The sequence below is a fragment of the Nocardia sp. CNS-044 genome, from assembly GCF_059570515.1.
This window is the reverse complement of record NZ_JCANSX010000009.1, coordinates 523180-541448: the sequence shown is the minus strand read 5'-3', so window position 1 is coordinate 541448 and position 18269 is coordinate 523180. Positions and strand designations below refer to the sequence as shown.

Genomic DNA, 18269 nt, shown 5'->3' with positions numbered 1-18269 from the left:
CCTGCAAGATGGGTGCCGACACGCCGACAACCAGCTAGCCCGCCGTGACAGCGGGTTTCGCGCGCACACCGACCCCGCGCCGGATAGGCCGAGAACCCGGCCGGGGACGTGGCACTCGGCTCGTGACGCCACGCTCGAGGCGCTCGCGACCGGCGCGAATCGAGGGACGGCGGGACAGCTAGCATTGGTCGCGCCGGGCGATTGCCGCCCGGCGCCGACGCGCGGGAACAGGCCCGCCCACGAGAACGCCAAGGAGAGCGCCGCCGTGACGACCTCAGCCCCGATCAGCCCAGCCACCCTCGTCCGGGTGCCGGCCGGGACTACGGCGGGCGCCGCGGTGCGCGAGGCGGGTCTGCCGACCAAGGGACCCGACACCATCGTCGTGGTACGCGACGCCGAGGGCGCGCTCAAGGACCTGTCCTGGACCCCGGACACCGACGTCGAGGTGGAGGCGGTCGGCGCCAACACCGAGGACGGGCGCAGCGTGATCCGGCATTCGGCCGCGCACGTGCTCGCGCAGGCCGTGCAGCAGGAGTTCCCCGAGGCGAAGCTGGGCATCGGCCCGCCCATCAAGGACGGCTTCTACTACGACTTCCGCGTCGACCGGCCCTTCACCCCCGAGGATCTGGCCAAGCTGGAATCCCGGATGAAGAAGATCGTCAAAGGCGCCCAGCGTTTCTCGCGTCGCGTCGTGGAGATCGACGAGGCCCGCGTCGAGCTCGCCGAGGAGCCGTTCAAGCTCGAGCTGATCAGCGACAAGTCCGGCATCGACGACCCGGAGGTCATGGAGGTCGGCGGCAAAGAGCTGACCATCTACGACAACCTGGACCCGCGCACCGGCGAGAAGGTCTGGGGCGACCTGTGCCGCGGCCCGCACATCCCGACCACCAAGTTCATCCCGGCCTTCAAGCTGACCCGCAGCTCGGCCGCCTACTGGCGCGGCGACCAGAACCGCGAGGACCTGCAGCGCATCTACGGCACCGCCTGGGAATCCCAGGAGGCCATGGACGAGCACCTGCACCTGCTCGCCGAGGCCGAGCGCCGCGACCACCGCAAGCTCGGCCTGGAACTGGACCTGTTCAGCTTCCCCGACGAGCTCGGCTCCGGTCTTCCGGTGTTCCACCCCAAGGGCGGCATCATCCGCAAGGAGCTCGAGGAGTACTCGCGCCGCCGCCACGTCGCCGCGGGCTACGAGTTCGTGAACACCCCGCACATCACCAAGGGGCACCTGTTCGAGGTCTCCGGCCACCTGGACTGGTACCGGGAAGGCATGTTCCCGGCCATGCATCTGGACGCGGAGCTCAACGAGGACGGCACCGTTCGCAAGCCGGGCCAGGACTACTTCGTCAAGCCGATGAACTGCCCGATGCACAACCTGATCTTCCGCGCCCGCGGCCGGTCGTATCGGGAACTGCCGCTGCGGCTGTTCGAGTTCGGCTCGGTCTACCGCTACGAGAAGTCCGGCGTGGTGCACGGCCTGACCCGGGTGCGCGGCATGACCCAGGACGACGCGCACATCTACTGCACCAAAGAGCAGATGCACGGGGAGCTGACCGACACGCTGCGCTTCGTGCTGGATCTGCTGAAGGACTACGGCCTGGACGACTTCTACCTGGAGCTGTCCACCAAGGACCCGGAGAAGTTCGTCGGCTCCGACGAGATCTGGGAGGAGGCCACCGAGACCCTGTCCAAGGTCGCCTCGGCCTCCGGTCTGGAGCTGGTGCCCGATCCGGGCGGGGCCGCGTTCTACGGTCCGAAGATCTCGGTGCAGGCCAAGGACGCGCTGGGCCGCACCTGGCAGATGTCGACCATTCAGCTCGACTTCAACCTGCCCGAGCGCTTCGACCTGGAATACACCGCCTCCGACGGCACCAAGCAGCGGCCGGTGATGATCCACCGCGCGCTGTTCGGCTCCATCGAGCGCTTCTTCGGCGTGCTCACCGAGCACTACGCGGGCGCCTTCCCCGCCTGGCTCTCGCCGGTGCAGGTGGTCGGCATCCCGGTCGCGGAAGCCTTTGCGCCGCACCTGGATCGGGTGATCGAGCTGCTGCACGACGAGGGCATTCGCGCCCAGGTGGACCGCAGCGACGACCGGATGCAGAAGAAGATCTTCAACAACACCGCGCAGAAGGTGCCGTTCATGCTGCTCGCCGGTGAGCGCGACGTGAACGCCGGCGCGGTGAGCTTCCGCTTCCGGGACGGCACCCAGGTCAACGGGGTGCCGGTCGCCGACGCGGTGGCCACCATCGTCGCGTGGATCACGCGGCGCGAGAACGCCTCGCCGACCGCCGAGGGGTTCGAGATCGTCGCGGCGGGTGAGGCATGACCGCGGACGGGCTCGCCGACCTGGACGACACGGAGCAGGGGAACATCGTGGACATCGGCGCCGGCGATCCCGATCGGCTGCAACGCATCTGGACGCCGTACCGGATGTCCTACATCACCGAGGCCGCGGGATCCCGCCCGAAGGACGCCACCGGGCACCCGTTCACCGACATCCCCAAGATGTCCGACGAGGACGGCCTGATCATCGCCCGCGGTGAGCTGGTGTACGCGGTGCTCAACCTGTACCCGTACAACCCCGGGCACATGATGGTGGTGCCCTACCGCAGGGTGGCCAACCTGGAGGACCTCACCGACGCCGAGAGCGCCGAGCTGATGGCGTTCACGCAGCGGGCCATCCGGGTGATGAAGAGCGTCTCGCGCCCGCACGGCTTCAACGTCGGGCTCAACCTCGGCGGGGTCGCGGGCGGCTCGCTGGCCGACCACCTGCACCAGCACATCGTGCCGCGCTGGGGCGGCGACGCGAACTTCATCACCGTGGTCGGCGGCGTCAAGGTGATGCCGCAATTGCTGCGCGAGACCAGAGCCCTGCTCGCCGCCGCGTGGAAGGAAACGGAGTGAGCAACCGCCGCTGTGCGTCGTCCGTCCGAATCGACCGGGCGCGGGTGTAGCCGGTGCTGAGTTTCTTCGGCCGCGAGACGTTCGCCAAGGCCACCGCTCCGCTGGGCAAGGCGCTGGTGCGCACCGGCCTGACCCCGGATGCCGTCACCCTGATCGGCACCACGGCCTCGATCGCGGCCGCGGTCACGCTCTTCCCGACCGGTCACCTGTTCTGGGGCACCATGGTGATCTGGTTGTTCGTCATGTTCGACATGCTCGACGGCGCCATGGCGCGGGCGCGCGGTGGCGGCACGAAATACGGTGCGGTGCTGGACGCCACCTGCGACCGGGTCGCCGACGGCGCGATCTTCGGCGGTCTGGCCTGGTGGGCGGTGTACCACGAGCACAACAAGTGGCTGTTCTTCGCCACGCTGGTGGTGCTGGTGACCTCGCAGGTGATCTCCTACGCCAAGGCGCGCGCCGAGGCGAGCGGCCTGTCCGCCGACGGCGGCATCATCGAGCGCCCGGACCGGCTGATCATCGTGCTCGTCGGCGCCGGATTCACCGGTCTCGGCGGCCACTGGGGCATCGAGTGGCTGACCTGGGCGGTGCACGTGGCCATGTGGATCCTCGCGGTGCTCAGCATCGTGACGGTGTTCCAGCGCGTGCTCGCGGTGCGCAATTCGCCCGGGGCGCGCGAGGTCATCCCGCCCGCCGCGCCGCAGGAGGCGCGGTGAGCGCACCGAGACTCCGCGCACCTATCCGGGTTTTCGGTCGTAGCGTCGGTGCTGTGGAATCGGGGGAACGGTGAGTATCGGGGAACGATTGAGCGACGTCGGTTACGCGGCGGGTTGGCGACTGGTCCGGGCGCTTCCGGAAGGCGCGGCCCGGCGGGTGTTCGACTGGGGCGGGGAGCGGGCGGCGCGCAACGGTGGGCCGATCCAGTTGCGGCGCAATCTCGCCCGCGTGCTCGGGGTGCCGCCCGAGCAGGTGCCCGACGATCTGATCCGCGCGAGCATGCGCTCCTACGCGCGGTACTGGCGCGAGGCGTTCCGGCTGCCGACGATGGACCACGCGGCCCTGGGCAAGTCGTCGCGGCTGCCCGTGGGCGGACTGCAGCACTTGGACGCGGCGCTGGCCGAGGGGCGCGGCGCGCTCTTGGTGTTGCCGCACTCGGGGAACTGGGACATGGCCGGGGTGTGGTGCGTCCAGAACTACGGCGGTCTCACCACGATCGCCGAGCGCCTGAAGCCGGAGTCGCTGTTCGAGCGCTTCGTCGCCTACCGGGTGAGCCTCGGTTTCGAGGTGTTCCCGCTGACGGGGGGCGAGCAGCCGCCGTTCGCCGTGCTGGCCGAGCGCCTGCGGGAGAACAAGATCGTCTGCCTGATGGGTGAGCGCGATCTCACCGGCCGCGGGGTGCCGGTCACCTTCTTCGGTGAGCGCACCTGGATGCCCGCGGGCGCGGCCAAGCTGGCCATCGAGACCGGCGCCGCGCTCATACCGGTGCACGCCTGGTTCACCGTCGATGCCGACGGCGAGGAGGCCTGGGGCCTGAAATGCGAAGAGCGGCTGGATGTCTCGGGTGGCGTCCAGGCGGCGACGCAGCTGCTGGCCGACCGTTTCGCCGCCAATATCGCCGCGCACCCCGCCGACTGGCACATGCTGCAACCGCTGTGGGAGAGCGACCTGTCCGAGGAACGCCGGGCCAGGATCGCCGCCGCGCAGGGCGGACTCGCCGCGCAGGGTGGAAAAGCGCAGGGTGGAGGAGACGAGGCGCCGTGAAGATCGGCATGGTCTGCCCCTATTCGTTCGACGTCCCCGGCGGTGTGCAGGCGCACGTGGTGGAACTCGCGCGGGTGCTCATCGAACGCGGGCACCGGGTGAGCGTGCTCGCGCCCGCCTCGGAGAGCACCCCACTGCCGGAGTTCGTGGTCTCCGCCGGACGCGCGGTGGCGATTCCCTACAACGGCTCGGTGGCCCGGCTCTCGTTCGGCCCCATGGCCTACACCAGGATCCGCCGCTGGATCGACGGCAACGATTTCGACGTGTTGCACATCCACGAGCCCAACGCGCCGAGCTTGTCCATGCTCGCGCTCAAGATCGCCGAGGGCCCGATCGTCGCGACGTTCCACACATCGACCACGAAGTCCTTGGTGCTCAGCACTTTTCAGGGCGTGCTCCGGCCTTACCACGAGAAGATCAGCGGCCGGATCGCCGTCTCGGAGCTGGCCAGACGCTGGCAGGTGGAGGCGCTCGGTTCGGACGCGGTGGAGATCCCCAACGGCGTCGACGTGGCCGCCTTCGCGCGCGCTCCGATGCTGCCGGGCTATCCGCGCGCGGGCGGCACGGTGCTGTTCCTCGGACGCTACGACGAACCGCGCAAGGGCATGGAGGTGCTGCTCGGCGCGCTGCCGGAGCTGGTGCGCCGCCACCCCGACGTGGAGATCCTGATCGTCGGTCGCGGCGACGAGGAGCGGCTGCGGCGCGAGGCCGGGCCGAACGCCGGGCACCTGCGCTTCCTCGGCCAGGTCTCCGACGAGGACAAGGCCTCGGCCATGCGCAGCGCCGATGTCTACGTGGCGCCCAACCTCGGCGGTGAGAGCTTCGGCATCATCCTGATCGAGGCCATGGCCGCGGGCACCGCGGTGGTGGCCAGCGAGCTCGACGCGTTCCGCAGGGTGCTGCGCGACGGCACCGCGGGCATGCTCGTCCCGGTCGGGGATTCGGCGCGGCTCGCGGCCGCGCTGGACACCGTGCTGACCGACGAGGTGCGCAGGGAATCGCTGGTGCACACCGCCAATCAGGTGGTCGGCGAATACGACTGGCCGGTGGTCGCCGAGCAGATCCTGCGGGTCTACGAGACCGTCACCATCGGCGACACCCGGGTGCGGGCCGCCGGATGATCACCTTCTCGGCCACAACGGTTCTCGTTCTCGCGCTGATCGCTGCGGTCGTCGTCGCGATCGGTCTGTGGGCCTACTCCACGGCGAATCGGCTGGACCGGCTGCACGTGCGTTCCGACCAGTCGTGGCAGGCGCTGGATTCGGCGCTGGCCAGGCGGGCGGTGGTGGCGCGGGCGGTGGCGATGGCGATCGCGGGTCCGGTCTCCGACCCTGCTTCAGCCGATCAGGCCAAACGTCTGTCCACCCTGGCCGATCGGGCCGAACGCGCCGGACGCGCGGAACGCGAGACGGTGGAGAACCAGCTCTCCTCGGCGCTCTCGGCCGTCGACATCGCCCAGCTGCGCCCGCAGCTGGTCGCCGAACTCGCCGACGCCGAGGCCAGGGTGCTGATCGCCCGGCGCTTCCACAACGACGCGGTCCGCGACACGCTCGCGCTGCGCACCCGGCGTCCGGTCCGCCTGCTGCACCTGGGCGGCACCGCGCCGCTGCCCACCTATTTCGAGATCACCGAGCGCGCCACGCCCGCGGCCTCGACCGGTCTCGCGGTGGACACGATCCGCACCTCGGCGCGCGTCGTCCTGCTCGACGAACAGGACCGGGTGCTGTTGATGCGCGGCAACGACCCGAAGACCCCGGCGGTCTCGTTCTGGTTCACGATCGGCGGCGGTGTGGAGCCGGGGGAGTCGCTGCGCGCGGCCGCCGTGCGCGAGCTGTGGGAGGAGACCGGGCATCGCGCCGATCCCGAGAGTCTGCGCGGCCCGATCTGGCGGCGCGTCGCGGTGTTCCCGTTCGACGGGCAGCTGATCCGCGCCGAGGAGCTGTTCTTCGTGCTGCGGGTGCGCGCCTTCACGCCCGAACCGGGCAACCTGACGGTGATCGAGCGCCGATCCATCACGGGGCACCAGTGGTGTACGCCCGCCGACATCGCGACCCTGGACCGCTCCGGCGAGACGGTCTACCCCTATCACCTGGACGAACTGCTTCCCGAGGCCGCCGAGATCGCCGCGGGCTCCGACGACCCCGAGGTCCGCTCCATCCGCTGAGCGCCGCCGTGCGCGCTGTGATCTGGTTCACGATCGTGATAGCTTCGTGACTGGATCGCGTCCCGGCGGGTATCAGGATTCGGTGCTCCTCGATGATGCGGGGCGGTCCTTGTCTGGTGTTGGAGGTAGGTAGTCCATGTCGTACTTGCTGTTCGATTTCCTGTTGCCGATCGTGGGCCCGGCGGCCGCCGAATACTGGGCGCAGCTACTGGTCGTGAATCCGATCTGAGCCGGGTCGGTCCGGCGGATTCCGCCCGGGCTCGATTGCGCGGGGTTCGCCGATAGCCGGAAGTCGATTCGGCCGGGGGTGGCGCGGGTCACGGCGCGCGGAGCTGGCCCCGGGCCGACCTCGCTACCAGTCCAGTGGCCCTCAACTGGCTATCAAGTGGCTTTCTCGGCACGCCTAGAATTAGGTCGTTTCGTTCCGCGCGACCTGATAGGCGCACATGACCCAGGAGTTTGCCGTGACCACGCCCGAGACCACCAACACCGTCGGCACCGCCCGCGTCAAGCGCGGCATGGCCGAGATGCTCAAGGGCGGGGTGATCATGGACGTCGTCACCCCCGAGCAGGCCAAGATCGCCGAGGACGCCGGCGCGGTCGCGGTCATGGCGCTCGAGCGCGTGCCCGCCGACATCCGCGCCCAGGGCGGCGTGTCCCGGATGAGCGACCCGGACATGATCGAGGGCATCATCGGCGCCGTCTCCATCCCGGTCATGGCGAAGGCCCGCATCGGCCACTTCGTGGAGGCGCAGATCCTGCAGAGCCTCGGCGTCGACTACATCGACGAGTCCGAGGTGCTCACCCCGGCCGACTACACCAACCACATCGACAAGTGGAACTTCACCGTTCCCTTCGTCTGTGGCGCCACCAACCTGGGCGAGGCGCTGCGCCGCATCACCGAGGGCGCGGCCATGATCCGCTCGAAGGGCGAGGCGGGCACCGGCGACGTGTCCAACGCGACCACCCACATGCGTCAGATCCGCCAGGAGATCTGCAAGCTCGCCGCGCTGCCCGCCGACGAGCTCTACGTCGCGGCCAAGGAGTTGCAGGCGCCGTACGAGCTGGTCCGCGAGGTCGCCGAGACCGGCAAGCTGCCGGTCGTGCTGTTCACCGCCGGTGGCATCGCCACCCCGGCCGACGCCGCGATGATGATGCAGCTCGGCGCCGAGGGCGTGTTCGTCGGCTCGGGCATCTTCAAGTCCGGCAACCCGGCGCAGCGCGCCGCCGCCATCGTCAAGGCCACCACCTTCTACGACGACCCGGACGTGCTGGCGAAGGTCTCCCGCGGCCTCGGTGAGGCCATGGTCGGCATCAACGTCGAGGAGATCGCCCAGCCGCACCGGCTCGCCGAACGCGGCTGGTGAGCCAGCGACGCTTGGTTTTTCGTGACGCCCGTTCCCTGGCCGCAAGCCAGGGAGCGGGCGTTTCGCGTTCGCGACTCGACTCTTCGAACCGCCACACGGCGATCTCAGAGTTCCCACAGAGCCGCTGAGTAGGTTTCGGGGCACGGCGAACAGTTACGGGTCGCCGGTGATGCCGACCGAGTCGAACGCAAAGGACCAAGAGTTGAAGCTTCGCAACACCGGAAGAATCGCGATCGCGGGCTTGGCCGTCGCGGCCGCGCTGGGCTTGACGGCGTGCGGCGGCGACGACAAGAGCGAGACCACGCCGACCCGCACCACCACCAGCGCCAAGGCCACCGCCGCGAACGTGCCGCCGGTGCCGACGGTGGAGCAGTTGAACGCGCAGCTACAGCGCGCGCTCGACCCGGCGGTGCCGAACCAGGAGAAGCTGGAGATGATCCAGGGCGCCGAGGCCGATCCCGAGCTGCCCGGCCGGTTGGCACAGGCCTACCAGCAGACCGGAGCGAGCGTCGTGGTCACCGAGGTGACCGCCTTCGGCGACACCATCAACGCCAAGGCCAAGATCGTGCTGAACAACCAGGAGAACATCGCGGACGTGCCGTTCGTCGCCGAGGACGGCACTTGGAAGGTCCAGAAGGCGTGGGCTTGCGGGATGCTGACCAACCTCGGCCAGCAGTCGGCCGCCTGCGCCTGACAGCGCTGATCCGCCGGAGCGCGGATCGTGCCGCACACGCCTCGGCGGGCGAGTGGCACACAAAGTCGGGGGTGGCGGAAGCTCCGCTACCGCTGTGTGTGCCACTCGTCGAACACAGCCGAAAGGCCAGTCCGCCAACCACACCCGGTCGCGCATAGCGGCCGGGTGTTCGTTCTCCGGCGGATGCGCCCAGCTGATTCGACATGCGGTGCAACGGATATGGGGACGCGCGCAGGGTTCAGGTGCGGCTCAGCGCGGGGCGGTCGGGATGGTCCCAGCGCACCGAAAACGTTGGTACCTCGGGATTCTCGCGGTCGTAGCGCAGCAGCGCGGGGATGGTCCAGTGCTCGTCCCGCGGTGTGCGGCGTCGCAGCGCCGCTTCGCTGAGGTCGAGGCGCACCGTCAGATCGAAGACCAGGTCGCGGCCGAGCAGCATGGGACCCGCTAGGAAGAGCACCAGGTCGGCGGGCGCGGCGCGGACGGCCGCGCGGGCCGAGCGGTCGGCGGCCTCGTCCCACAGCGCGGGCAGCCAGCGGCCGTGCTCGCGCAGCGCGTCGACCACCTCGCGGCGGACCGCGTCGTAGTCGAACCACGCCGTGCGATAGGAGAATTCGTCCTCACGACCGAATTCCATGCGCAGCGAGGCGGGTCGGATGTAGTCGTGCAGGGCGACCACTTCGGCGGAACGTCCTGTCCCGCGCAGTCTTTCGGCGGCGCGCTCGGCGAACGCGACGGGCTGTGCGGCATCGGACGCGTCGATGGCGATCACGCGGCGGCCCGGCAGCGCGCGGAGCCGATCGACGAGCAGATCGGCGAGGCCGTCCTGGGTGATCGGCACGAACTGCGGCACCGCTCCATCACAGCAGACACCCCCGCCGGTATCTCCCTGCGCCCCGGCGAGACCCGTGCGGCAGGCCGAGCCGCCGCGAATTCCGCTGCCCCCGCTTGTGACGAGCGCGACATTCAGCAACTCTCTGGCATCCGGTCGAGCTCCTCGACCGGATGCCGAACGGGGCGAATCGGACGCCGTTGGTTAACCTCAGCGCATGGCGACAATCGAAGAGGCATTGGAGATCGAACGCCTGGAGCGGGACATCTTCCGTGGCGCGTCCACGAAGACCCAGCTCCCCCGCACCTTCGGCGGCCAGGTCGCCGGGCAGGCCCTGGTGTCGGCGGTGCGTACGGTGGAGCCACGTTTCCAGGTGCATTCGCTGCACGGATACTTCCTGCGGCCCGGCAATCCACAGGAACCGACCGTGTACCTGGTGGAGCGGATCCGCGACGGCCGCTCCTTCTGCACCCGCCGGGTCACCGGCGTGCAGGACGGCGCGGCGATCTTCACCATGTCGGCTTCGTTCCACGTCGGCGACGAGGGCCCGGAGCATCAGGACGAGATGCTCGAGGTGGCGGCGCCGGAGAACCTGCCGGACGCCCAGACCTCGATGAGCCCGGAACGGCTGTGGGCGATGCGCGAATGGGAGCACTGGGACATCCGCACCGTGCCGCAGGAGTCGGTGTCGCGCCGCGACGGCGTGGTCTCCCAGCAGCAGGTGTGGTTCCGCTACCGGCACCCGCTGCCCGACGACCCGCTGTTCCACGTGTGCACGCTGGCCTACATGAGCGATATGACGCTGCTCGGCTCCTCGAAGGTCACCCACCCCGACGAGCGGACCCAGGACGCGTCGCTGGACCACGCCATGTGGTTCCTTCGCCCGTTCCGCGCCGACGACTGGCTGCTCTACGACCAGTCCTCGCCGTCGGCCGGTTTCGGCCGTGCGCTGACCGGCGGCAAGATCTTCAACCGCGAGGGCAAGCTGGTCGCGGCGGTCGTGCAGGAGGGACTGATCCGCACCCTCCGGGGATAGCGGGGCTCACACCACCTGGACGCGCAGGTGGCAGACCACGGTGTCGGGCATCCGGCGCAGCTCGCGCTCGAGTTCGTCGCTGCGATGGCTCGGCAGCACCCGATCCCAGCCGCCGGGCGGGTCCACCTCGGCGACGACCACGACCTTGCGCCGTCCCGCGAAGTTCTCCCGCAGATAGCGGGCGACCGGCCCGCCGACGGTGGCGTCGCTGTCTTCCAGCAGTACCAGGCGGACCTCCGGGTGCCACGCCTCCCAGGCCTTGGTGAACGCTCGCGTCGATTCACCCGGCAGGCAGACGTGCACCGCGACGACGTCGGAGCCGAGGGACATCGCGGCCGAGAGCGCCTCCCTGCTCAGCTCGGACACCTCCGAGACGGGCACCACGATCGCGGTGCCGGTCGCCTGCGGCTGGGCCGGGATCGCGCCCGCGGCACGACGATCGCCGATCCGGTGGTAGGCCGCGCGGACCCGCTGCATGGCGAACACCAGCGCGGGCAGCACCAGCACGATCAGCCACGCGCCCTCGGTGAACTTCATGGCGGTGGTGATCAGCGCGGCCGCGGTGGTGAGCAGCGCGCCGAATCCGTTGAGCGCGATCCGCACTCGCCATCCCGCGCCCCTGTTCAGCCACCAGTGCCGGACCATCCCTGCCTGGGCGATGGTGAATCCGACGAACACGCCGATGGCGAACAGCGGGACAAGGGCGTTCATCGCGCCGCCCGCACCGATCAGCAGCGCGCCCGCGCTGACGCCGAGCGTCAGCACGCCGTACCGGTAGACCTGGCGCGGCGAACTGACGGCGAACCGGTGCGGCAGACAGTTGTCGTCGGCAAGGATCCTGGTCAGCGTCGGAAGCCCGCCGTAGGAGGTGTTCGCGGCCAGTGCGAGCAACACCACCGTCGCGAATTGCACCACGTAGTAAGCGAATCCGTGACCGAGCGCGGCCTCGGTGAGCTGGGAGAGCACCGTGACGCCCTCGACGGGGCGCAGCGAGAACTTCTCGATCAACACCGCGAGGCCGATCAGCATCGTGCCGAGCAGTACGCCGAGCGCGACCTCCGCCCGCTGCGCCCGCCGCACCCGCGGCTCGGCGAAACTGGGCACCGCGTTCGCGATCGCCTCGACGCCGGTCAGCGCCGCGCACCCGCTGGAGAACGCCTTGAGCAGCAACAGGATTCCGAGGGTGTGCATATCGGTGACCGCCGGGTCGCCGGTGACCACCGAGGCTGGTTCACCGCGCAGCAGCCCGCCGAGGATCACCGCTCCGATGCCGCCGACGAACACGACGGTGGGCAGCATGAACGCGCGGGCGCTCTCGGTGATGCCGCGCAGGTTCAGCGCAGTGATGCCCGCGAGCACGGCGAGGCACAGCCACACCCTGTACCCGTACAGCGCGGGGAACGCCGAGGTCAGCGCGGCGACGCCGGCGGCGATCGAGACCGCGACGTTGAGCACGTAGTCCACGATCAGCGAGGCGGCCGCGACCAGGCTGGTGCGGTGGCCGAGGTGCCGCTTGGCCACCGCGTAGGCGCCGCCGCCGTCGGGGAAGGCCGCGATCACCTGGCGGTAGGACGCGATCAGCACGGCGAGCAGGGCGACGATCGCCAACGTCACCGGCAGCGTCGCGCCGAGCCCGGCCGCGCCCGCTGCGGCCAGTACCAGAACGATCGCCTCCGGACCGTAGGACACCGACGCCATGGCGTCGAGGGAAAGGCCGGCCAATCCGGTCGGCACCGTCAATCCGCGGCGGGGAAGGACAGTCGGTTCTCCGCCTGGCGTTGCGGCGGGGCGCGGCACTACAGCAGTCACCTTTGCGAGTGTGGCGTCGGCTCCCGCCATCCGGCCCCGCTGTTGACGCAACCTTGACGGCAACCGTGAGCGGGCCCACAGCGGCGGGACTAATAAGCTCGGCGGGGTGAACGCATCATCGGTCGCCGCACCCGCCACCGAGGCGCGGCAGACGCCGTCCCGGCCCACCATCGGTGTTCTCGCTTTGCAGGGTGATGTGCGCGAACACGTCGCGGCGCTGGAACAGTGCGGCGCGGAGCCGATTCTGGTGCGGCGCGCGTCGGAGCTGGCCGCCGTGGACGGGCTGGTGCTGCCCGGTGGCGAGTCGACCGCGATCAGCAAGCTGCTGGAAGCGTTCGAACTGCTCGAACCGCTGCGCGCGCGGCTGCGCGACGGCATGCCCGCCTTCGGTTCCTGCGCGGGCATGATCCTGCTGGCCTCCGAGGTGCTCGACACCCGGCCGGACGCCAAGCATCTGTCGGGCATCGATATGACGGTGCGCCGCAACGCCTTCGGACGCCAGGTCGACTCCTTCGAGACCGATCTGGATTTCGCCGGTCTGGCCGATGGTCCCGTGCGCGCGGTCTTCATCCGCGCGCCGTGGGTCGAGCGGGCGGGCGAGGACGTCGAGGTGCTCGCCACGGTGCCCTCCGGTCCGTTCGCGGGCCGCATCGTCGCGGTGCGCCAGGGCAAGGTGCTCGCCACCTCCTTCCACCCCGAAGTGACGGGCGACCTGCGGGTGCACCGCATGTTCGTCGATCTGGTCCGCGCTGCGTAGTTCACGCCGAACCCGCTGGTGAAACGGGTAATCGGCTACTCGCGCCACGCGGCGCCGGGCGGTGCATCATCGCTGCCATCCGGGCGATCCCGACGGACCCGGGCGTGGTGGCGACACCACCGGACGAACGAGCACGAACATGACCGATGTCATCTCCGCACCCCGTGCGAACAAGGAAGAACCGGTGCCCGCCGAGGCACGGATCTGCAATCTCGTCCCCTCCCGCGACACCGCGCGGGATTGGACGTTCACCGACGCGCTGTCCGTCGGCGCGCTCGGCGCCGTCACCGCACTGCCCACCTCGGTGGACCTGCGCCGCGACTGGTGGACCATCGGCGACCAGGAGGACACCGGGTCCTGCGTCGGCTGGGCGACCGGCGACGGACTGATGCGCTACCACCTGGTGACCGCCAGCAAGCTGAACAGCGACCGCCGCGTCTCGCCGCGGTTCGTGTGGATGGCCTCCAAGGAGACCGACGCGTTCTTCCAGCGGCCGGAGACCTTCATCGAGGGCGCGGGCACCGAGCTGAAGTCGGCCGTCGAGGTCTGCAAGAAGTACGGCGTCGTCGAGGAATCGTTGCTGCCGTTCCACATCCAGACCAAGATGTACCGCGGCCAGGAGAACACCTTCTGGGCGCACGCGGCCACCTTGCGCATCGCCTCGTACTTCAACGTCGGCAAGAACCTCAACCAGTGGAAGACCGTGCTGGCCGACGGCCGCCCGATCCTCGCGGGGTTCATGGTGGACGACACCTGGGACAACGCCACCGCCAACGGGGGTTTCCTGGAGGATTTCGCGGCGGGCACCGAACGCGGCGGGCACGCCGTCGCCATCGTGGGCTACCTGCCGAGCGGGCACTTCGTCGTCCGCAACAGCTGGGGCACCGCGTGGGGCGACAAGGGCTTCGCGTACGCGTCGCCGAAGTACATCAAGGGCGCCTTCTTCCCGGAGGCCTACGTGGTCTCGCTCTGAGGGGCTGGGGAGGATGCCGTCTCGGCGGCGTCCATTAGGCTGGAGGAGTTGTCCGTTCGGTTGGCACGCGGCTCGATCCCTCCCCGGGGCGCCGCCGTCCCCGGCGGTCACTCCCAGTGCAACCGACCTGAAGGAAGTAGGGAATGAGCGGCCACTCCAAATGGGCCACCACCAAGCACAAGAAGGCCGCGATCGACGCCAAGCGGGGCAAGCTCTTCGCGAAGCTGATCAAGAACATCGAGGTGGCGGCCCGCACGGGTGGCGGTGATCCGGATGGCAACCCGACGCTGTACGACGCCATCCAGAAGGCCAAGAAGTCGTCGGTCCCCAACGACAACATCGAGCGCGCCCGCAAGCGCGGCGGCGGTGAAGAGGCGGGCGGCGCCGACTGGCAGACCATCATGTACGAGGGCTACGGCCCCAACGGCGTCGCGGTGCTCATCGAGTGCCTCACCGACAACCGCAACCGCGCCGCGGGCGAGGTGCGCGTCGCGATGACCCGCAACGGCGGCAACATGGCCGACCCGGGCTCGGTGGCCTACCTGTTCCATCGCAAGGGCATGGTCACCCTGGAGAAGAACGGGCTGTCCGAGGACGACGTGCTGATGGCCGTGCTGGACGCGGGGGCCGAGGAGGTCAACGACCTCGGCGAGTCCTTCGAGATCATCAGCGACCCGAGCGATCTGATCGACGTGCGCAAGGCGCTGCAGGCGGCCGGAATCGACTACGACTCCGCCGAATCCGGCTTCCAGCCGTCGGTCTCGGTCGCGGTCGACGCCGAGGGCGCGCGCAAGGTGTTCAAGCTGGTCGACGCGCTCGAGGACAGCGACGACGTGCAGAACGTCTACACCAACGTGGACCTCTCCGACGAGGTCCTCGCGCAGCTGGAAGACTGAGCTGTCCCGCGGCGAGCCCCGGACCGATCCGGGGCTCGCTGTCGTTTCCGGGTCAGGCGCCGAGCTGCTCGCGGTAGTAGTCGGCCATCGGCGGGTAGTAGTCGTCGAAGTTCGGCGGTTCGGCGCCGTCCCGCGCGGTGCCGAACAGGTCCAGGTAGTACTCCCAGCCCGGCCCGACCTGCGGGGCCTGCGCGATCTCGTCGTCGGTGCGCAGGTGGTGGGTGAAGCGCAGTTCGGTGACGCCGTCGGTCTCGGTCAGCCGCACGTCGAGAATCCAGGATCCGTACTCGTCGATCGCGGAGACAGCCAGCCGGTGCGGCGGTTCGCAGGCGTCGATGGTCATCTCCATCCACGGCTGCTCGTCTTCGTGGACCATCTGCACCTGCACGGTGCGGCCCGGTCCCGCCTCGCCCTTCCACGGGCCGAACCAGCGCGCGGTGCGGTCCGATTCGGTGAGGCTCGCCCACACATCCGCGATGGGGGCGCGATAGGTCCTGGTCAGGACGAGATAGCGCCCTTGCGCGGCGGGCAGCAGGCGTCCGGTGGGTTGCTTGGTCATGCCGTGTTCTCCCTCGTCGTGCGATTCTCGGGAGGCTGCCTGCGCTCCCGGCGGGTGCGGTAGATCTCGGTTTCCAGTGCGTCGAGGCGCTGTGCCCAGCCCGCGGGCCGCTCGAACCGCGCGAGCCAACCGGCCAGTTCCGCGAGCGGTTCGGCGTTCAGCGCGTAGAAGCGCTGTCGGCCGATCGGTTCGTCCCGCACCAGCCTGCTCTCGCGCAGCACCCGCAGGTGCCTGCTCACCGCGGGCCTGCTGATCTCGAACCGCTCGGCGATCTCGCCCGCGGTCAGCCTGCCGTTGTGCAGCATCTCCAGGATTTCCCTGCGCACCGGGTCGGCGATCGCCGCGGCCACCTCGTCCACGCGAAAAGCGTAACCACTTGGTTACGCGTTTGTCCATGGGACGCGTCGGACGAGCCCACGCGGGATCGCCCTCGGGCTATTCGGCGATCTTCGTGCGGTCACACCACTCGTAGACGGTCAGGCGACCCGACTCGGTGTCGGCCTGGCGCTGGGTGACCTTGAAGTGTTCGTAGCCGCCCTTGAAGGGGATTTTCAGCTCGATCCCCGGCGGAGTGATGGGAACGATCCGCTCCGGCAAGTCCGCCGGCCCGCCTTCGAGGATGGCTTTCGCACCGTTGCTCATCGTCCGATGGTAGTTCCGGCGCCGCCGCTACCTCGGTATTTTCGCCGGACCGTCGGGCGAGGAAGAATTCCCGGCATGGTCCGTATCGAGTTCGTGCGCGGCGACATCACCGAGCAGGCGGTCGACGCGGTGGTGAACGCCGCCAACTCCTCGTTGCTCGGCGGCGGGGGAGTCGACGGCGCCATCCACCGCAAAGGCGGTCCCGAGATCCTGTCCGAGTGTCGTGACCTACGCGCTTCCCACTACGGCAAGGGTCTGTCCACCGGTCAGGCGGTGGCCACCACGGCGGGCAGGCTGCCCGCGCGCTGGGTGGTGCACACGGTCGGCCCGGTCTGGTCGGCCACCGAGGACCGTTCCGCGCTGCTGGCCTCCTGCTATCGCGAATCCCTCCGGGTCGCCGACGAACTCGGCGCGCAGACCGTCGCCTTCCCCGCCATCTCCACGGGCATCTACGGCTGGCCGATCGAGGACGGCGCGCGCATCGCGGTCGAGACCGTCCGCGCCGCCGACACCGCGGTGCGGACCGTGCGCTTCGTGCTCTTCGACGAACGCGCCTACGCCGCCTTCGCCGAACACGCATAAAGCGCTTCGCCTCCGCGTCCGGCGGCGTCGTCCACGGGGTCCCGACCGTGTCGCTGGTGACCCGGACCGCAGCGCTCCGTTAGACTCTCGAACAGTTGTTCGTGTCTGCGAGAGGGGAATTCGTGCGGGTGATGGGCGTCGACCCCGGGCTCACCCGGTGCGGCCTCAGCATCGTGGAGGGTGGGCTCGGTCGCAAGGTCGCCGCGCTCGATGTCGATGTGGTGCGCACACCCGCGGACATGGAACTGGCGCAGCGGCTCATGCGCGTCGCCGACGCCGCCGAACACTGGATGGACACCCACCGGCCGGAAGCGGTCGCGATCGAGCGAGTGTTCGCCCAGCACAATGTGCGCACCGCGATGGGCACCGCGCAGGCGGGCGGCGTCATCGCGCTGGCCGCGGCGCGGCGCGGGATTCCGGTGGCCTTTCACACGCCGAGCGAGGTGAAGGCCGCGGTCACCGGCAACGGCACGGCGGACAAGGCGCAGGTGACCGCGATGGTCACCCGCATCCTCGGCCTCCAAGTCGCGCCCAAACCGGCGGACGCGGCGGATGCGCTGGCCCTGGCGATCTGTCATTGTTGGCGGGCGCCGCTGCTGGAGCGGATGGCCGCGGCCGAGGCCAAGGCGGCCGAGGCGCGGCGGCGCTACACCGAACGACTGGCGGAACAACGGAAGGCGGTGCGCGGGTGATCGCGTCGGTACGCGGCGAGGTGCTGGAGATCGCGCTCGACCACGCGGTGGTCGAGGCGTCGGGCGTCGGCTACCGGCTCAACGCGACCCCCTCGACACTGGCCGCCCTGACGCGCGGCGAGGAAACCCGCCTCTACACGGCGATGATCGTGCGCGAGGACTCGATGACGCTGTACGGCTTCGCCGACACCGAGGCGCGCGACCTGTTCGGTCTGCTGCAGACGGTCTCCGGCGTCGGCCCACGCCTGGCCATGGCGGTGCTCGCGGTGCTCGAGCCGGAGGCGCTGCGCAAGGCGCTGGCCGAGAGCAATGTCGCGGCGCTGACCAGGGTGCCCGGCATCGGCAAGCGCGGCGCCGAGCGCATGGTGGTGGAACTGCGTGACAAGGTGAATCTCGTTCCGGTGCAGGCGGGCCCGCCCGGCAGTGCTCCCGCGCCGGTGCTCACCCCGGTCCGCGAACAGGTCGTGGAGGCGCTGACCGGACTCGGCTTCCCCGCCAAGCAAGCCGAGCAGGCGGTGGACACCGTGCTGGCCGACCAGCCCGCCGCCGACACCTCGACCGCGCTGCGCGCCGCGCTCTCGCTGCTCGGCAAGAACCGATAGGC

Annotated in this window: 20 protein-coding genes; 15 read left to right on the top strand and 5 right to left on the bottom strand. The window is 69.8% G+C overall.

The window, feature by feature from the left end; all coding sequences use genetic code 11:
- Positions 1-265: 265 nt before the first annotated feature.
- From thrS to T333_RS25240, 8 genes are all read left to right on the top strand, one after another.
- The gene (gene thrS / locus T333_RS25275) at positions 266-2326 is read left to right on the top strand and encodes a threonine--tRNA ligase (protein ID WP_496426050.1); all 2061 of its coding nucleotides are present in this window, start codon (positions 266-268) and stop codon (positions 2324-2326) included.
- Positions 2323-2904, top strand: coding sequence for an ATP adenylyltransferase (locus tag T333_RS25270; RefSeq protein WP_354999639.1), 582 nt, complete (start codon positions 2323-2325; stop codon positions 2902-2904). The genes thrS and T333_RS25270 overlap by 4 nt, the downstream gene beginning before the upstream one ends.
- A gap of 53 nt (positions 2905-2957) precedes the next feature.
- Complete coding sequence (gene pgsA, locus T333_RS25265) at positions 2958-3620, top strand: phosphatidylinositol phosphate synthase (RefSeq protein WP_141809774.1); 663 nt, start codon at positions 2958-2960, stop codon at positions 3618-3620.
- A gap of 70 nt (positions 3621-3690) precedes the next feature.
- The gene (locus T333_RS25260) at positions 3691-4665 is read left to right on the top strand and encodes a phosphatidylinositol mannoside acyltransferase (protein WP_496426049.1); all 975 of its coding nucleotides are present in this window, start codon (positions 3691-3693) and stop codon (positions 4663-4665) included.
- Positions 4662-5786 (top strand): glycosyltransferase family 4 protein, encoded by a 1125-nt coding sequence (locus tag T333_RS25255; RefSeq protein ID WP_354999641.1) that lies wholly within the window; start codon positions 4662-4664, stop codon positions 5784-5786. The genes T333_RS25260 and T333_RS25255 overlap by 4 nt, the downstream gene beginning before the upstream one ends.
- A complete protein-coding gene (locus tag T333_RS25250) occupies positions 5786-6829 on the top strand; it encodes an NUDIX hydrolase (protein ID WP_496426129.1) in 1044 nt (347 codons plus the stop codon). Before T333_RS25255 ends, T333_RS25250 begins: the two co-directional genes overlap by 1 nt.
- 446 nt (positions 6830-7275) lie before the next feature.
- The gene (gene pdxS / locus T333_RS25245; RefSeq protein ID WP_496426048.1) at positions 7276-8196 is read left to right on the top strand and encodes a pyridoxal 5'-phosphate synthase lyase subunit PdxS; all 921 of its coding nucleotides are present in this window, start codon (positions 7276-7278) and stop codon (positions 8194-8196) included.
- 202 nt (positions 8197-8398) lie between these two features.
- A complete protein-coding gene (locus T333_RS25240) occupies positions 8399-8890 on the top strand; it encodes a WKL family lipoprotein (RefSeq protein WP_357256950.1) in 492 nt (163 codons plus the stop codon).
- Between the two features lie 238 nt (positions 8891-9128).
- Here T333_RS25240 and T333_RS25235 read toward each other — a convergent pair whose 3' ends face one another.
- Positions 9129-9740, bottom strand: coding sequence for a nucleoside/nucleotide kinase family protein (locus T333_RS25235; protein WP_496426047.1), 612 nt, complete (start codon positions 9738-9740; stop codon positions 9129-9131).
- A gap of 196 nt (positions 9741-9936) precedes the next feature.
- On the opposite strand from T333_RS25235, the gene T333_RS25230 reads away from it, so the two are divergent.
- A complete protein-coding gene (locus T333_RS25230) occupies positions 9937-10755 on the top strand; it encodes an acyl-CoA thioesterase (RefSeq protein ID WP_496426046.1) in 819 nt (272 codons plus the stop codon).
- 6 nt (positions 10756-10761) lie between these two features.
- Here the strand turns inward: T333_RS25230 and T333_RS25225 are convergent, their stop codons facing one another.
- Positions 10762-12489, bottom strand: coding sequence for an APC family permease (locus tag T333_RS25225; protein ID WP_496426045.1), 1728 nt, complete (start codon positions 12487-12489; stop codon positions 10762-10764).
- 181 nt (positions 12490-12670) lie between these two features.
- Between T333_RS25225 and pdxT the strand changes: the two genes are divergently transcribed.
- The 3 genes from pdxT to T333_RS25210 all read left to right on the top strand — a co-directional run bounded on the left by pdxT (position 12671) and on the right by T333_RS25210 (position 15190).
- Complete coding sequence (gene pdxT, locus T333_RS25220) at positions 12671-13321, top strand: pyridoxal 5'-phosphate synthase glutaminase subunit PdxT (protein WP_496426044.1); 651 nt, start codon at positions 12671-12673, stop codon at positions 13319-13321.
- A gap of 139 nt (positions 13322-13460) precedes the next feature.
- Entirely contained in the window at positions 13461-14294 is an 834-nt protein-coding gene (locus T333_RS25215; protein WP_496426043.1) for a C1 family peptidase, read from the top strand.
- 143 nt (positions 14295-14437) lie between these two features.
- Positions 14438-15190, top strand: coding sequence for a YebC/PmpR family DNA-binding transcriptional regulator (locus T333_RS25210; RefSeq protein WP_354999647.1), 753 nt, complete (start codon positions 14438-14440; stop codon positions 15188-15190).
- 52 nt (positions 15191-15242) lie between these two features.
- Here T333_RS25210 and T333_RS25205 read toward each other — a convergent pair whose 3' ends face one another.
- The 3 genes from T333_RS25205 to T333_RS25195 all read right to left on the bottom strand — a co-directional run bounded on the left by T333_RS25205 (position 15243) and on the right by T333_RS25195 (position 16391).
- Positions 15243-15749: an SRPBCC family protein gene (locus tag T333_RS25205; protein ID WP_496426042.1), complete on the bottom strand. Its 507-nt coding sequence runs from the start codon at positions 15747-15749 to the stop codon at positions 15243-15245.
- A complete protein-coding gene (locus T333_RS25200) occupies positions 15746-16108 on the bottom strand; it encodes a metalloregulator ArsR/SmtB family transcription factor (RefSeq protein WP_496426041.1) in 363 nt (120 codons plus the stop codon). The genes T333_RS25205 and T333_RS25200 overlap by 4 nt, the downstream gene beginning before the upstream one ends.
- A gap of 76 nt (positions 16109-16184) precedes the next feature.
- A complete protein-coding gene (locus tag T333_RS25195) occupies positions 16185-16391 on the bottom strand; it encodes a DUF5988 family protein (RefSeq protein WP_354999650.1) in 207 nt (68 codons plus the stop codon).
- A 75-nt stretch (positions 16392-16466) separates the two neighbouring features.
- Here T333_RS25195 and T333_RS25190 point away from each other — a divergent pair, with 75 nt between their 5' ends.
- From T333_RS25190 to ruvA, 3 genes are all read left to right on the top strand, one after another.
- Positions 16467-16973: an O-acetyl-ADP-ribose deacetylase gene (locus T333_RS25190; RefSeq protein WP_496426040.1), complete on the top strand. Its 507-nt coding sequence runs from the start codon at positions 16467-16469 to the stop codon at positions 16971-16973.
- A gap of 122 nt (positions 16974-17095) precedes the next feature.
- Positions 17096-17665 carry a crossover junction endodeoxyribonuclease RuvC gene (gene ruvC, locus T333_RS25185; RefSeq protein WP_496426128.1) on the top strand — a complete coding sequence of 190 codons (570 nt, stop codon included), beginning with the start codon at positions 17096-17098 and terminating at the stop codon, positions 17663-17665.
- Positions 17662-18267 carry a Holliday junction branch migration protein RuvA gene (ruvA, locus tag T333_RS25180; protein ID WP_354999652.1) on the top strand — a complete coding sequence of 202 codons (606 nt, stop codon included), beginning with the start codon at positions 17662-17664 and terminating at the stop codon, positions 18265-18267. The genes ruvC and ruvA overlap by 4 nt, the downstream gene beginning before the upstream one ends.
- The last annotated feature ends 2 nt before the right edge of the window (positions 18268-18269 follow it).

Bases quoted from the DNA above. Each gene is read 5' to 3' on its own strand.
- T333_RS25270 (WP_354999639.1), top strand. From the start codon at position 2,323: ATGACCGCGGACGGGCTCGCCGACCTGGACGACACGGAGCAGGGGAAC.
- pdxS (WP_496426048.1), top strand. From the start codon at position 7,276: ATGACCCAGGAGTTTGCCGTGACCACGCCCGAGACCACCAACACCGTC.
- T333_RS25230 (WP_496426046.1), top strand. From the start codon at position 9,937: ATGGCGACAATCGAAGAGGCATTGGAGATCGAACGCCTGGAGCGGGAC.
- T333_RS25215 (WP_496426043.1), top strand. From the start codon at position 13,461: ATGACCGATGTCATCTCCGCACCCCGTGCGAACAAGGAAGAACCGGTG.
- T333_RS25210 (WP_354999647.1), top strand. From the start codon at position 14,438: ATGAGCGGCCACTCCAAATGGGCCACCACCAAGCACAAGAAGGCCGCG.
- T333_RS25205 (WP_496426042.1), bottom strand. From the start codon at position 15,749: ATGACCAAGCAACCCACCGGACGCCTGCTGCCCGCCGCGCAAGGGCGC.
- T333_RS25195 (WP_354999650.1), bottom strand. From the start codon at position 16,391: ATGAGCAACGGTGCGAAAGCCATCCTCGAAGGCGGGCCGGCGGACTTG.
- T333_RS25190 (WP_496426040.1), top strand. From the start codon at position 16,467: ATGGTCCGTATCGAGTTCGTGCGCGGCGACATCACCGAGCAGGCGGTC.